Annotated in this window: 10 protein-coding genes; 6 read left to right on the plus strand and 4 right to left on the minus strand. The window is 65.4% G+C overall.

The features are described 5' to 3' along the window. Positions 1-17: 17 nt before the first annotated feature. The 3 genes from K6G35_RS20680 (at position 18) to K6G35_RS20690 (ending at position 5,204) form a co-directional block, all read left to right on the plus strand. On the plus strand, positions 18-1,040 hold the full coding sequence (locus K6G35_RS20680; RefSeq protein WP_495676948.1) for an FAD:protein FMN transferase: 1,023 nt from the start codon (positions 18-20) through the stop codon (positions 1,038-1,040). Next, complete coding sequence (locus K6G35_RS20685) at positions 1,037-2,638, plus strand: flavodoxin domain-containing protein (protein ID WP_495676949.1); 1,602 nt, start codon at positions 1,037-1,039, stop codon at positions 2,636-2,638. The genes K6G35_RS20680 and K6G35_RS20685 overlap by 4 nt, the downstream gene beginning before the upstream one ends. Positions 2,639-2,765: 127 nt before the next feature. Further along, positions 2,766-5,204, plus strand: coding sequence for a penicillin acylase family protein (locus K6G35_RS20690; RefSeq protein WP_495676950.1), 2,439 nt, complete (start codon positions 2,766-2,768; stop codon positions 5,202-5,204). 119 nt (positions 5,205-5,323) lie between these two features. On the opposite strand, the gene K6G35_RS20695 is transcribed toward K6G35_RS20690, so the two are convergent. From K6G35_RS20695 to K6G35_RS20710, 4 genes are all read right to left on the minus strand, one after another. After that, the gene (locus tag K6G35_RS20695) at positions 5,324-5,659 is read right to left on the minus strand and encodes a hypothetical protein (RefSeq protein ID WP_008641537.1); all 336 of its coding nucleotides are present in this window, start codon (positions 5,657-5,659) and stop codon (positions 5,324-5,326) included. Positions 5,660-5,904: 245 nt separating this feature from the next. Beyond that, positions 5,905-6,840, minus strand: a complete 936-nt coding sequence (gene yddG / locus K6G35_RS20700) for an aromatic amino acid DMT transporter YddG (RefSeq protein WP_040010827.1) — start codon at positions 6,838-6,840, stop codon at positions 5,905-5,907. Positions 6,841-6,925: 85 nt separating this feature from the next. Then, complete coding sequence (locus K6G35_RS20705; protein WP_495676951.1) at positions 6,926-9,949, minus strand: FAD-binding and (Fe-S)-binding domain-containing protein; 3,024 nt, start codon at positions 9,947-9,949, stop codon at positions 6,926-6,928. Positions 9,950-10,035: 86 nt separating this feature from the next. Further along, positions 10,036-10,725 carry a GntR family transcriptional regulator gene (locus tag K6G35_RS20710; RefSeq protein ID WP_186426107.1) on the minus strand — a complete coding sequence of 230 codons (690 nt, stop codon included), beginning with the start codon at positions 10,723-10,725 and terminating at the stop codon, positions 10,036-10,038. 250 nt (positions 10,726-10,975) lie between these two features. Between K6G35_RS20710 and K6G35_RS20715 the strand changes: the two genes are divergently transcribed. The 3 genes from K6G35_RS20715 (at position 10,976) to K6G35_RS20725 (ending at position 13,867) form a co-directional block, all read left to right on the plus strand. Beyond that, entirely contained in the window at positions 10,976-12,181 is a 1,206-nt protein-coding gene (locus tag K6G35_RS20715; RefSeq protein ID WP_008641541.1) for a pyridoxal-phosphate-dependent aminotransferase family protein, read from the plus strand. A 102-nt stretch (positions 12,182-12,283) separates the two neighbouring features. After that, positions 12,284-13,285 carry a Bug family tripartite tricarboxylate transporter substrate binding protein gene (locus tag K6G35_RS20720; protein ID WP_008641542.1) on the plus strand — a complete coding sequence of 334 codons (1,002 nt, stop codon included), beginning with the start codon at positions 12,284-12,286 and terminating at the stop codon, positions 13,283-13,285. Between the two features lie 78 nt (positions 13,286-13,363). Next, positions 13,364-13,867: a tripartite tricarboxylate transporter TctB family protein gene (locus K6G35_RS20725; protein WP_008643146.1), complete on the plus strand. Its 504-nt coding sequence runs from the start codon at positions 13,364-13,366 to the stop codon at positions 13,865-13,867. Positions 13,868-13,878 lie beyond the last annotated feature (11 nt).

A 13,878-nucleotide genomic window follows, 5' to 3' on the forward strand; every position in this document is an offset into this window, starting at 1 on the left:
CCGCTACGATATCGCCGATGAATCGCGTTCTCATCCCCGTCACGCTGGACCCACCACCGCCCGTGCCCGAGCCGCAAGGCTCGATCGCGCAGTGGGCGGGCGAGACGATGGGGACGACCTGGGCTGTCCGCGCCGTGCTGGCGCTCGGGCAGGACGGCGGCGGCCTGGAGGCAGGCATCCGCGCGGTGCTCGACGAGGTTATCGCGCAGATGAGCAACTGGTCCGAGATATCGGACCTGAGCCGTTTCAATCGGGCCGACGCCAGTGCCTGGGTCACGCTGCCCGAGGATTGCTTCACGGTCCTGCAGGCGGCGCTGGACACCGCGCGTGACAGCGGTGGCGCCTACGATCCCAGCGCCGGCCCACTCGTCGATCTCTGGGGCTTCGGCCCGGGTGGCAAGCGGCACACCGCGCCTACGGCCGATGACGTGGCACGGACGCGCCAGCATTGCGGTTGGCAACGGATCGAGATCGACGCATCGGCGCGTCTCGCGCGCCAGCCGGGCGGACTGTCACTCGATTTCTGCGCGATCGCGAAGGGGTTTGCCGTCGATGCGGTATCGCGCTATCTCCTGGCCCAGGGCGTGCCGCATCATCTGGTCGAGATCGGCGGCGAGTTGCGCGGCCAGGGGCTGAAGCCGGATGGGATGCCGTGGTGGATCGAACTGGAGTCCCCTTCGGCATCTGCCACTGCCGAGGGCGGGACTGGACGCACGCTGCGCACGCTGGTGGCGTTGCTCGGCCTGTCGATCGCCACGTCGGGTGACTATCGCCGCTACTTCGAACACGATGGACGGCGGTACGCGCATACGATCGATCCACGCACCGGTTACCCGGCCGCGCATGCGTTGGCGTCCGTTACGGTGCTTCATCGCGAATGCATGATGGCCGACGCGCTGTCCACCGCATTGACTGTGCTCGGGCCAGAAGCCGGTATCACTTTCGCCACGCGCCAGGGCCTGGCTGCCCGCTTCCTGGTGCGCACGCCGCACGGCTTCGATGAGCGGATCACCCCGGCGTTCGCCGCAATGCAAACATGATGCGTCTTCTACCGTGGGCAATGCTTGTCGCCGGCGTGGCGCTGTCCGTGCTCGCGCACGGTCGTGATGCCATCGCAGCCGGCGTGGTCATCGCGTACGTTGGCTTCTGCTGGGGCGTGCTCGACGGGCATCGCCGCCACCGTGCCGCCCGTGCCGCGCTCGCCAATGTCGCAAGTGATGACGCGACCGAAGACGCGCGTCCGACGCTCGTCGCCTACGCAAGTCAGACCGGTTTTGCCGAACAACTCGCCGTGCAAACGGCCCGCGCGTTGCAAGGCGCGGGTCGGCCGGTGCAACTCGTGTCCTTTGCCGAACTCGATGGTGCGCGTCTGGCCGCGTGCGATCAGGCCCTGTTCCTGGTCAGCACCACGGGCGAGGGCGATGCGCCAGACATGGCGTCGGGGTTCGCGCGCCGCTTGCTGGCCGGCACCACGCCCGATGCGCTGCGCCAGTTGCGCTATGGCGTCCTTGCACTGGGCGATAGCAGCTACGCGCACTTCTGCGCGTTCGGCCGCGCGCTGTCGGGCTGGCTGGAGAGCCATCATGCACAGCCGTTGTTCGACAGGGTCGAGGTCGACAACGGCGACCCCGGCGCGTTGCGCCACTGGCAGAACCATTTGTCCGCGTTGAGCGGTGGTGCGGAAATCGCGGACTGGGAACGCCCGCGCTATGGCCGCTGGCGGTTGGTGGAGCGCAGACTGCTCAATCCGGGCAGTCAGGGCGAGGCGGCCTTTCATCTGGCGCTCGAACCCGAGGACGCGTCGCAACTGACATGGCGCGCCGGCGATATTGCCGAGATTGGTCCATGCCAACCGCCAGACGTCGTAGACCGGTTGCTGGCTCGCCTGTCGCTCGACGGAACCGCACCGGTCCGTTGCGACAGTCGCCCGATGACCTTGTCCGAGGCGTTGGCCACGCGGCTGCCGCTGCCCGATAGCCAACTGGATATATTGACCGGATTCACACCTCAGCGACTGGTCGACGCATTGCCCGCGCTGCCGCACCGCGAGTACTCGATCGCATCGCTGCCCGCTGACGGCCGGCTGGAATTGCTGGTACGTCAGACCCGTCATGCCGATGGGCGGCTTGGGCTCGCCTCTGGCTGGCTGACAGAATTCGCGCGCGAGGGCGCGTCGATCGCGCTGCGCGTCCGCACCAATCGCAGCTTCCATCCGCCCGAAGACGGCCGGCCGCTGGTCCTGATCGGCAACGGTACCGGCCTTGCGGGCCTGCGTGCCCTGATCAAGGCGCGCGCGGAGGCGGGCCATCACCGCAATTGGCTGCTGTTCGGCGAGCGCTCCGCCGCGCACGATAGCTTCCACGCAGAGGAATTGCAGGCGTGGTTATCGCAGGGCGTGCTGCAGCGGATCGACCATGCATGGTCGCGCGATGGCGCGATGCCGCGCTACGTGCAGGACGCCGTGTTCGCGCAAGCGGCGACGATCGCTGCGTGGGTGGAGCAGGGTGCGTCGATCTACGTTTGCGGCAGCCTGCAGGGCATGGCCGCTGGCGTGCAGGACGCGCTCCTGCGCATCCTCGGTGAGTCCACACTACAGCGACTGACCGAAGCAGGCAGTTATCGCCGCGACGTGTACTGATGTCGTCGGTGTCACATCGCTGACGCCGTGGAAGCCATTGCGGACAGCATGATTTGCGGCGGCGCAGCGTCGCCGGCAGCGTCACATTCCGCTATCCTCGCAGGTCTGCATCCGACGAGGAGATCCGATGTTTCGCCCGACCCGTTCCCTGCGGCGCACCGCCGTCACCGCGGCATGGCTTGCCGCCGCATCCACCGCCCCCGCGCTGGCGGCCGGCCCGGACAAGTTCGCCGTCCCCGGGCTGGAAAAGCCAGCAACGGTATTGATCGACCGCTGGGGCGTGCCGCATATCTACGCCAACACGCTCTATGACGCGTTCTTTGTGCAGGGCTTCGTGGCCGCGCGGGACCGGCTGTTCCAGATCGATCTGTGGCGCAAGCGTGGGCTGGGCGAAATGGCGAAAGACTTCGGTCCGGCCTATGTGGAAGGCGATCGCATGGCGCGCGCCGTGTTGTTCCGTGGCGATATGTACCGCGAATGGCTGGCCTATGGATCGGATGCCAAACGTGTGGCCGAGGCCTTCGTGGCGGGCGTCAATGCGTACATCGCGCAGACCGAGGCCCATCCGGAACTGCTGCCTCCCGAGTTCAAGCTGATCAACTACAAGCCGTCGCGCTGGCGTGCCGAGGATATCGTGCGTATCCGTCATCACGGGCTGACGTTGAACCTCACTGGCGAGATCGACCGGGCGCAGATCTTCTGCTACGCGAAGCCGAACGCGGTGCGGGCGGACTGGGTTCGCCGCGAACTCGATCCGCAGATCGAGCCGAAGGTGCCAGACGGGCTTGACCCGTGCACGGTCCCCGCTGCCGAGTTGCGCAAGGCGTACGAACTTGCCACGGCCGCGCCGCGCTTCCCGAAGGACTGGTGGCAATTAGGCACACGTGCCGAGAACATCCCGGTGGACCAACTCTATGCGACGGTCGATGCGTCGAGCGATACCGCGCGCAGCCTGGGGTCGAACAACTGGGTGATCGCGGGCAGCCGCACCGCCACGGGGCGACCGATCCTGGCCAACGATCCGCATCGTGCGCACGGTGCGCCGAGCCTGCGCTACATCTCCCACCTGAACGCGCCGGGCCTGTCGGTAATCGGCGCGGGCGAGCCGTTCCTGCCCGGTATCTCCATCGGTCACAACGGCACGATTGCTTTCGGCCTGACGCGGTTCTACATGGACCAGGAAGACCTCTATGCCTATGAGACCGATCCCGCCCAGCCGCACGAGTACAAGTACAAGGGCCGCTGGGAGCCGATGGAGACGGTGACCGAGCAGATCGCGGTGCGCGGCGAGGCGACGCCGCGCAAGGTCACGATCGACTTCACGCGGCACGGCCCGGTGCTCTATGCCGACACGAAGAACAACCGCGCCTGGGCGCTGCGCGCGGCGTGGCTCGACCTCGGCATGGCACCGTACTTCGGGTCGATGGACTACATGCGTGCCCAGAACTGGGATCAGTTCCGCGCGGCGATGAACCGCTGGGGCGCTCCTGGCGAGAACCAGGTCTATGCGGACCGCTTCGGCAACATCGGCTGGCTCCCGGGCGGGTTGACCGTCAATCGGCCGAACTGGGATGGCCTGATGCCGGTGCCCGGGGACGGACGCTACGAATGGGCCGGCTATCGCAACATGGACGAACTGCCGTGGGCGTTCAATCCGGCACCGGGATTCGTGGTCACTGCCAACGAGAACACGATCCCGCCGAATCACCCGGCAGCCAAGCTCGGCGTCGGCTACGAATGGGCCGAAAGCTCGCGCGCGCGTCGGCTCAGGGCGCTGGTGTCGGCCAATCCGCGCAGTTCGGTGGAGGACTCGATGGCATGGCAGAACGACACGGTGTCGCTGCCCGCGCAGCGGATGGTGACGTTGCTCAAGCCGCTCACCAGCAGCGATGCGCAGATTCAGCGCGGGCTGGATCTGCTGCGCGGCTGGGACGGCAACGAGCGTGCCGACAGCGCGCCCGCCGCGCTATTCGAGATCTGGTTCAGCAAGCATCTGCGTACTGCGGTGGTGCGGGCCGCGCTCGCGCCGGAGGCCGCGCGGCTGGTCGGTGCTGGCGATCCGAGCCGCGTGATCGCGGTGCTGGAGCGGCCTGACAGCTGGATGAGCGTCGAGAAGCGCAACGACGTCATGCTGGCCTCCCTGAAGTCGGCCATGGTCGAAGTCGAGAAGAGGCTGGGCCCTGACCCGAAGACCTGGCAATGGGGCAAGCTTCACACGGCGGTGTTCGAGCATCCGCTGCATGCGATCCTCGACGCGACGCAGCGCCAGCAGTTCGACGTGAATGCGGGGCCGATCGGCGGGTCTTCGTTCACGCCGATGAATACGAGCTACCGCAACAGCGACTTCCAGCTCACTGCAGGGGCGTCGTTCCGCATGGTGGTGGATGTCGGCAACTGGGATGCGTCGCGCGTGGTGAACACACCGGGCCAGTCGGGCAACCCGGCCAATCCGCACTATCGCGATCTGGCGCCGCTGTGGGCGAAGGGCGAGTATTTCCCGCTGCTGTACTCGCGCAAGGCGGTGGAGAAGGAAAGCAAGGAAAGGCTGGAACTGGTGCCGCAGTGATGGAGCGTGGCACGGCAGGCCCGGTCGCCTGACTGGGGCCGAGTCCTGCGTTGCAGGGCTCGGCCCTTTCCTCTTTGCGGGGCCTCGCTTGATCAGGCCAGGCCCCCGCCGTTCGCGGTTCAGTGCATTTCGTGCATGTCGCGCTTCAGGTCGGCAAGCTCGAGGTGCATGGCGCTGACTGCATCCATGACCCGATGGTGGACGCCGTCGGTATCGTGGCAAACGCGTTCGGCGCGATCGCCAATTCGTTCGAGATCATCGACGCACTGACGGATGCGGCCCTCGTTGCGGGACGACATGATCTTCTTCGCGGACTTGCATTCCTTGTCGAGCTCGTCCATGCAGCTCATCAAGTCCTTGGGAATCGCCGAATCGGCGTGGATGGTCTTCGATGTCTCGCTGACCGTGCGCTGCAGATGCGAAAAGCGTGTCTGGATTTCACTGGCTTGTAGCATGGTGCCCCCTTCTTGAACATCCTTGCGGATGTGTTCAGGTTGCAGGTAGTGGAGTGTTATCCGCTCCAGTTCCAGTCTAGTCAGGATTGCCAGGCATCCGGAAAAGCCGCACTCGTGACCCGGGTGAAATATCTCGCAGGGTGATCCATCGGCCGTGCATGGCGCATGTGCGCGTGCGCGCGGCGCTACCTCTGGCCGATTGTCGGGATTCCCGCATATGACGCGTCGGCGTTTCGGGGCACGCGCTAAGTCGGGTTGTCAGAACCTGACGAACCTGCTGAGCGAGCGCCCTTGCCACGTGTTGCGAGCCAGCAAAGGATGGATCCCGCGCACACCATCGCGGCGCCTTTCCAGAATGCGAACGACAGCGGTGCGTGCAGCAGCGTGGCGGCCAATGCGGCCGACAACACCGGGATGAAGTACGACGCGCCAGCCAGCACCGTCATATTGCCGTGGAGGATGCCGACGTTCCACGCGGCATAGCCGAAGCCCATGGCGCAGGCGGCCAGCAGCAGGTAGACCGCGCCCGTCATGCTGAGGACCATCGTTTCGCCGTCCGTGAACAGATACTTCCCCCAGAGTGCGAGCGCCGTCAGCATGAAGAACAGCGTGACCGCGTTCTTGCCCTGCGCGTACCGGCTCGTCACCGTGCAGTAGCCCGCCCAGATCATCGCGCCGGCAAAGGCCAGGCCGTAGCTGAGGGGGTTGTCCTGAATATTGGCGGCCATGCTCGGCAGGTCCAGGCCCTGATCGCCACCGAGCACCGATGCAATACCCAGCAGGGCCACCAGAAAGCCTGGCAGGATCAGCCAGTTGGCGCGCTGACGATTGAACAGGATGGCGGCCAGCATCGTGAAGGACGGCCAGAGATAGTTGACCATGCCGACCTCGATGGCCTGCCTGCCGGTATTGGCATAGCCAATGGACAGCGACAGGCACAGCTCGTAGGAAACAAACAGCACGCTTCCCCAGAGCAGATAGATTCGAGGCAGCGCCCGCGTCCGGGGCGGGCCGACCGTCAACCAGAGCAGCGCCGAAGCGACCGTGTAGATCAGTGCCGCCCCACCGGTCGCGCCGAAGCTCTGGCTGACGCCGCGGATCAGGCCGACGATCGCGCTCCAGAATAGGACCGCGACAAGCCCGATCAGGGTTGCCTGTTTGCTGCTTCGCGTGACTGCCATGTTGCGTGGAACGATCGATGTTGACGGGAGAGACGCGATTCTACTGCGTCATGTCCGCCTTTTCGATCGGGCCACGCAACCGGGTTCACGCCCCGAGTGCCATCTCCAGCACCCGTGCCACGTGCAGCGCCTGCCTGTCGGCGCCGTCATGGATCTGATGGCGGCAGCTCGTGCCATCGGCGACCACCAGCGTCCGCGCATCGGCGCCGCGCACGGCCGGCAGCAACGCAAGCTCGCCCATCTTCATCGACACATCGTGGTGCTCGGCCTCGTATCCGAAGTTGCCCGCCATGCCACAGCATGACGATTCGATCAGCGAGGTCTTGAGTTCCGGAATCCAGCCGAGTACCTGTTCCACCGGCCGCACGGCATCGAACGCCTTCTGGTGGCAGTGCCCATGCAGCAGGGCCTCGGTGCGGCCGATTGGCTTCAGCGTGGGAGCGAATCGACCGGCCGCATGTTCGCGCACCAGGAACTCCTCGAACAGGAACGCATTGTTCGCCAGCAGCCGCGCCGCGTCGCCATAGCCGTACTGCAGGAATTCGTCGCGCATGGAGAGCAGGCAGGACGGTTCCAGGCCCACCACGGCCACGCCGCGCGAGACGAACGGCAGCAGCGTATCGAGCGTGCGCCGGGCCTCGGCCCTGGCTTCATCGACCAGGCCGGCTGCCAGGAACGTGCGGCCGCAGCACAAGGGCCGCTCGCCCGGAACCCCCGACAGATGCACGGTGTATCCGGCCGCTTCGAGCACGCGTTGCGCCGCGCGCGCGTTCTCCGGTTCCATGTGATTGTTGAACGTATCGACGAACAGCACGACTTCCTTGCCGCCGACGGGCCGGGCCACGTAGTCATCGCGCAGGAACGCCGATTGCCAGCGGGGCAGCGAGCGTCGGGCCGACAGGCCGAGCAGGCGTTCGGTCAGTTGCGGCAGGCCGGGCACGCGGTCGCGCAGGTTGAACAACCAGCGCAGCCGGCTGGCGGTGCCCGCATAGCGCGGCAGGAAGGCCACGAGCCTGTCACGCGCGCGCAGCCGGCCTGCGCTGGCGTTGGCGGCGCGCACCTCGATCTTCATCTTCGCCATGTCGATGCCGGTCGGGCAGTCGCGCTTGCATCCCTTGCAGGAGACACACAGGTCCATCGTGTCTCTGACCGCGGCGTCGAGCAGTCCCTCGGTGCCAAGCTGACCGGACAGGGCGAGCCGCAACGTGTTGGCGCGGCCACGTGTCAGGTGCTGCTCGTCACGTGTGACGCGGTAACTCGGGCACATGGTGCCGGCGTCGAACTTGCGGCAGTGACCGTTGTTGTTGCACATCTCCACCGCGGCAGCCAGTCCGTTTGCCGGATCGGTGCCGGTGCCCGGTGCGCTCTCGGCCTCGGTGACCGGGTCCCGCGTGACGTTCCATGCCGACCAGTCGAGCACCGGCCGAATCGGCTTGACCGAGTAGCTCGGTGGGAAACGGAACAGCGATGTGTCATCCATCTTTGGCGTGCCCACGATCTTGCCGGGATTGCAGCGGTTCTCGGGGTCGAACAGTGCCTTGACCTCCTCGAACGCGCGCGCCAGCGATGGGCCGAACTGCCAGGCCACCCATTCGCCGCGGCAAATGCCGTCGCCATGCTCGCCCGAGTACGCGCCCTTGTACTCGCGCACCATCGCGGCGGCTTCCTCGGCGATGGCTCGCATCTTGGCCGCGCCGTCGCGCCGCATGTCGAGGATTGGCCGCACGTGCAGCGTGCCGACGCTGGCATGGGCGTACCAGGTGCCGCGCGTGCCATGCTTGTGAAACACTTCTGTCAGCCGAGACGTGTACGCGGCCAGATGCTCGAGCGGCACGGCGCAGTCTTCGATGAACGATACCGGCTTGCCGTCGCCCTTCATGCTCATCATGATGTTGAGGCCGGCCTTGCGCACTTCCCACAGCGCCTTCTGCGGACCAGGGTCCGGCATTTCCACCACCGAGCCAGGCAGGCCAAGATCGGCCATCAGCTCGACCAGTTGGGCCAGTCCCTGCAGCGTGGCCGCGCGATCCTCGCCGGCGAACTCAACCAGCAGAATCGCTTCCGGCTCGCCCACCAGCGCGCGGTCGATCACGGGGCGGAATGCGGGATTGTTGCGGGCCAGATCGATCATGGTGCGATCGACCAGTTCCACGGCCGCCGGCTTCAGCGCCACGATATGGCGCGTGAGATCCATCGACTGATAGAACGTCGGGAAATTCACCACACCCAGGGTCTTGTGCGCCGGTAGTGGCGCGAGTTGCAGCGTGATGTGGCGGAAGTAGGCGAGGGTGCCTTCCGATCCCACGAGCAGATGCGCCAGATTGACGCTGCCGTCGGCGGTATAGGGCCGTTCACTGCGCGGCGCGAAGATATCAAGGTTGTAGCCGCCCACGCGGCGCAGCACGGTCGGATACATCTGCGCGATGGCGTCGCGCTCGCGCGTGGCGATGCGGCGCACACCGTCGGCAATGGCGCGGTGTGGCGCCGACTCGGCCGGCCAACTGGCATCGAAGCGCACGTCCTCGCCGCTGGCCAGGATGGCCTGGACGCCGAGCACGTTGTGCACCATGTTGCCGTACTGGATCGAGCGTGAACCGCACGAGTTGTTGCCGGTCATGCCGCCAATCGTGCATTGCGCGGCGGTCGATACATCGACCGGGAACCAGAGGCCGTGGGGCTTGAGCCATGCGTTCAGGTGGTCGAGCACGATGCCGGGCTGCACGGTCACCGTGCGCGCCACCGGATCGAAGTCGATGATCTGGTTCAGGTACTTGCTGTTGTCGATGACCAGCGCCTCGCCCACGGTCTGCCCGCACTGGCTGGTGCCGCCGCCGCGCGGCAGCAGCGGCGCCTTGAAGTCCCGGGCGATGTCCAGCGCAAGCCGCGCATCGGCTTCGTCGCGCGGTACCACCACGCCGATCGGCATGACCTGGTAGATCGACGCATCGGTGGCATAGCGGCCACGGCTGGCGTTATCGAACAATACTTCGCCGCGCAGTTCGGCGGCCAGGCGCCGGTACAGCGGCGATTGCAGGGCGGGTGCCGCCGCGCCGGGCATGAAGCGCAGCGGTTGCACGCCGGGTGGCGTGGGGGTAGTTGGCAAGGCCATGGACTTCTATGTCTCCGGTTGCGTGCGCTGGGAGACGCCGTCATGGCCTTGTGACGATGCGCACCGGGTGCGCGTGTCGCGTCAGGTCAGGCGGCGTCCTGCGCGCGTTCTAGTTCGGCGATCAGCGCGTCGTGCTTGTGCTGCAGGTGCGCGCGCAGGATGTCACGCAGCGCGGCCCCATCGCGCTTCGACAAGGCATCGAGCATCTCGCCGTGCTCGCGCACGGCCATGTCCCATTTGTCCTGATCGAAGTTCGAGCGGAAGCGCAGCGCCTGAATGCGCAGGTTGATGCGTCGATAGGTCTCCTCGAGGATCGGATTGCGCGCCGCCGCATTGATCGCGTCATGGATGCGGCGGTTCAGCGCGTAGTAATTGGGCAGGTCCCGCCGCGCGTGGCAAGCGAGCATTTCGTAGTGGAGAGCGCGGATTTCGTTCAGCTCGGCATCGGTGATGCGCTGGCAGGCCAGCTCGCCGGACATCGCCTCGAGCGCGCCCATCATCTCGAACAGGTGGTTGATCACCTCCTGCGACAGCACTACCACCTCGGCGCCCCGGTTCGGCAGCAGCGTCACCAGCCCGTCACCGGCCAGGACCTTGAAGGCTTCGCGCAGCGGCGTGCGCGAAACCTGGAGCAGGTCGCACAGCACGCGCTCGTTGAGCCGCGTGCCCGGCGCGAGGTCGCCCTCCATGATCATCGTGCGCAGGCGTTGAGCCACCGCCACATGCAGGATCTGGCGGTCGACGGCTTGCGAAGGGGGGGTCGGGTTTGTGCTCATCAGGGATCGTGTGGCTTGACAGTATTGTATTCAAAACCTAATCTTGGGCAAGCTCGAACTGCAATTCGTTGTCTCAGGTTGCGCCAGAAACAACGCAGTTGGTGCCATGAAATCCAAATAGCTATTGATTTATAAGGATTTACTGCGGAGAGGCAGGCACTTGCGTCCGCCATCATTATCCCGCATGACGGACGCGCAGTGCATCTCTGTTTTTTGAATACAAAATTCAAATATAAGGATACGAGGCGACATGCTCCGATTGAACTCACATCCCAGCGGCCGGCATTTCCTGCAGATCCCCGGGCCCACCAACGTGCCCGACCGCGTGCTGCGCGCGATGGATTACCCGACGATTGATCACCGGGGCCCCGAATTCCAGCAACTGGGCAAGAAGGTGCTGGCCGACATCCGCAAGATCTTCCAGACGACCCAGCCCGTGGTGATCTACCCGGCGTCGGGGACTGGGGCGTGGGAGGCCGCGCTGGTCAATACGCTGTCCCCCGGCGACAAGGTGCTGATGTACGAGACCGGCCATTTCGCGTCGCTCTGGAAGAAGATGGCCGACAAGCTCGGCGTGAACCCCGAGTTCATCGTGGGCGACTGGCGTCATGGCGTGGATGCCGCTGCAATCGGCGCGCGCCTGGCCGAAGACCGCAACCACGAGATCAAGGCGGTCTGCGTGGTCCACAACGAAACCTCGACCGGCGTGACGTCCGACATCGCCGCGGTGCGCCGCGCGATCGACGCGGCTGGCCATCCCGCGCTGCTGCTGGTCGATACGATTTCCTCGCTCGGTTCGGTCGACTATCGCCATGACGAATGGGGTGTCGACGTAACGGTGTCGGGCTCGCAGAAGGGGTTGATGTTGCCGCCCGGCATCTCGTTCAACGCCGTCAGCGCGAAGGCGATCGCCGCATCGGCCAAGGCCCGCTTGCCCAGGGCGTTCTGGGGCTGGGATGAAATCATCGAAGCCAACAAGAACGGATTCTGGCCCTATACGCCGGCCACGAACCTGCTCTACGGCCTGTCGGAAGCGTGCGACATGCTGCTCGAAGAGGGCCTGCAGAACGTGTTCGCGCGCCATCACCGCCATGCCGAAGCCACTCGCGCCTGCGTCAACGCATGGGGGCTCGAGATCCTGTGCCAGAACCCGTCCGAGTACAGCCCGGCGCTGACTGCCGTGGTGATGCCGGAAGGCCATAGCGCCGACGCGTTCCGCAAGATCGTGCTCGAGCACTTCAACATGTCGCTCGGGCAGGGCCTGTCGAAGCTGTCCGGCAAGGTCTTCCGCATCGGGCATCTGGGCGATTTCAATGACCTGACGCTGATGGGCACGCTGGCCGGCGTGGAGATGGGCTTCGCACTGGCGGGCGTGCCGCACCATGCAGGCGGTGTACTGGCCGCCATGGACAGCCTGCGCGCCGCGGCATCGCAGCCGTCGCTGCGCGCGGCCTGAGGTTTCAAGCAGCAGCAAGAAGAGAGCGTCCAGCAGAGGCGCTCCCGACTACAAGGCCGATGCACCACAGAGCGCACGGCCGCCACCCAAAGGAGACAGACCATGACGTTGCGTTATGCCGCACGCGCCCTCGCGTGCGCTTCGTTGCTAGGTGTCGCGTGGGCCAGCCCCGCGTTTGCGTGGGAGCCTACCAAACCGGTCGAAGTTGTCGTGCCGTTCAGCGCGGGCGGGGCATCGGATCAGATGGCACGTTCCATCCAGGGCATCATCGCCAAGCACAAGCTGATGAACCAGCCGATGATCGTCGTGAACAAGGCCGGCGCCAGCGGGGCCGAAGGGCTGATGGACACCAAGGCGTCGAAAGGTGACGCGCATAAGCTGCTGGTGACCTCGTCCGCGCTCTACACGGTGCCGATGATCAGCCAGTTGCCCTTCAACTGGCGCGACCTGACGCCGGTGGCCATGGTGGCGATGGACGAGTTCGTGCTCTGGACCAACGCCGAGGCGCCGTACAAGACGCCGGCAGACTACATCGCCGAGGCGAAGAAACAGCCGGGCAAGCTCAAGATGGGCGGTACCAGCTCCAAACGCGAGGACCAGATCATCACCGCGCAGGTCGAGCGCAAGGCCGGCGTGCGCTTCATCTACATCCCGTACAAGGGCGGTGGCGAAGCGGCGACACAGCTCTCGGGCAAGCATATCGACTCCAACGTCAACAACCCCTCCGAATCAATCGGTCAGTGGCGCGCCGGCGAGCATCGCGCGCTGTGCGTGTTTGCGCCGGATCGCATGCAGTACACGAACAAGATCACCGGCACGCAAAGCTGGGGTGACATCCCCACCTGCAAGGAGCAGGGGCTGGACGTGCAATACCAGATGCTGCGTGTGTTCATGCTGCCCGGTGGCGTTACGCCAGATCAGCAGAAGTACTACGTGGATCTGATGCAGAAGGTCGTGGCTACGCCGGAGTGGAAGGAGTATCTGGAGAAGAACGCGCTCAAGAACGATTTCCTCACGGGCCAGAAGTTGACCGAGTTCCTGACGGCCGATGAAACGCGCCACAAGGACATCATCAAGGAAGCGGGTTTCCTGGCGGCGAAGTAAGACCGTAGAGCGAGTGCTGATGGCTTGCCCCCTCTCCCTTGAATGGGGTGGGGGGCAACGATCCGGGGGGACACATTCATGAGCGAACAATTACAAGACACCGCGCCGGCGGCGATCACGGTGCGTGCGGCGGAAATCGCCACCGCGCTGCTGATCACCATTGGCGCGGTGGTGGTGATGGTCAGCAACTACCAGATTGGCGCGGGGTGGGAGCCGGACGGCCCGCAGGCCGGCTATTTTCCGATGCGGATTGGCGCGATCATCTTCATCGCGTGCATGGTGGTGCTGTGGCAGGCGTGGCATGGCGAGAATGAGAAGGTGTTCGTCACGTGGCCGCAATTGCGGCAGGTGGCGGTGATCCTGGTGCCGCTGACGGTCTACGTCGCGCTGATCGCCTTTCTGGGCATCTACGTAGCATCGGCGATCTTCATTGCGGGTTTCATGCTCGTGATCGGCAAGTTCGCATGGTGGCGCGCGGTGCTGACTGGCGTGGCCATCAATCTGGTGCTGTTCTGGATCTTCGAGATGCAGTTCCGCGTGCCGTTGCCCAAGGGACCGCTCGAAGCGGCCCTCGGATTCTGAAGGGGACCGGC

The sequence above is a fragment of the Cupriavidus sp. HY129 genome, assembly GCF_059492215.1.

What these genes read in the sequence shown, in the direction of transcription:
- K6G35_RS20680 (WP_495676948.1), top strand. Translation starts at nt 18, where the DNA reads ATGAATCGCGTTCTCATCCCCGTCACGCTGGACCCACCACCGCCCGTG.
- K6G35_RS20685 (WP_495676949.1), top strand. Translation starts at nt 1,037, where the DNA reads ATGATGCGTCTTCTACCGTGGGCAATGCTTGTCGCCGGCGTGGCGCTG.
- K6G35_RS20690 (WP_495676950.1), top strand. Translation starts at nt 2,766, where the DNA reads ATGTTTCGCCCGACCCGTTCCCTGCGGCGCACCGCCGTCACCGCGGCA.
- K6G35_RS20695 (WP_008641537.1), bottom strand. Translation starts at nt 5,659, where the DNA reads ATGCTACAAGCCAGTGAAATCCAGACACGCTTTTCGCATCTGCAGCGC.
- yddG (WP_040010827.1), bottom strand. Translation starts at nt 6,840, where the DNA reads ATGGCAGTCACGCGAAGCAGCAAACAGGCAACCCTGATCGGGCTTGTC.
- K6G35_RS20705 (WP_495676951.1), bottom strand. Translation starts at nt 9,949, where the DNA reads ATGGCCTTGCCAACTACCCCCACGCCACCCGGCGTGCAACCGCTGCGC.
- K6G35_RS20710 (WP_186426107.1), bottom strand. Translation starts at nt 10,725, where the DNA reads ATGAGCACAAACCCGACCCCCCCTTCGCAAGCCGTCGACCGCCAGATC.
- K6G35_RS20715 (WP_008641541.1), top strand. Translation starts at nt 10,976, where the DNA reads ATGCTCCGATTGAACTCACATCCCAGCGGCCGGCATTTCCTGCAGATC.
- K6G35_RS20720 (WP_008641542.1), top strand. Translation starts at nt 12,284, where the DNA reads ATGACGTTGCGTTATGCCGCACGCGCCCTCGCGTGCGCTTCGTTGCTA.
- K6G35_RS20725 (WP_008643146.1), top strand. Translation starts at nt 13,364, where the DNA reads ATGAGCGAACAATTACAAGACACCGCGCCGGCGGCGATCACGGTGCGT.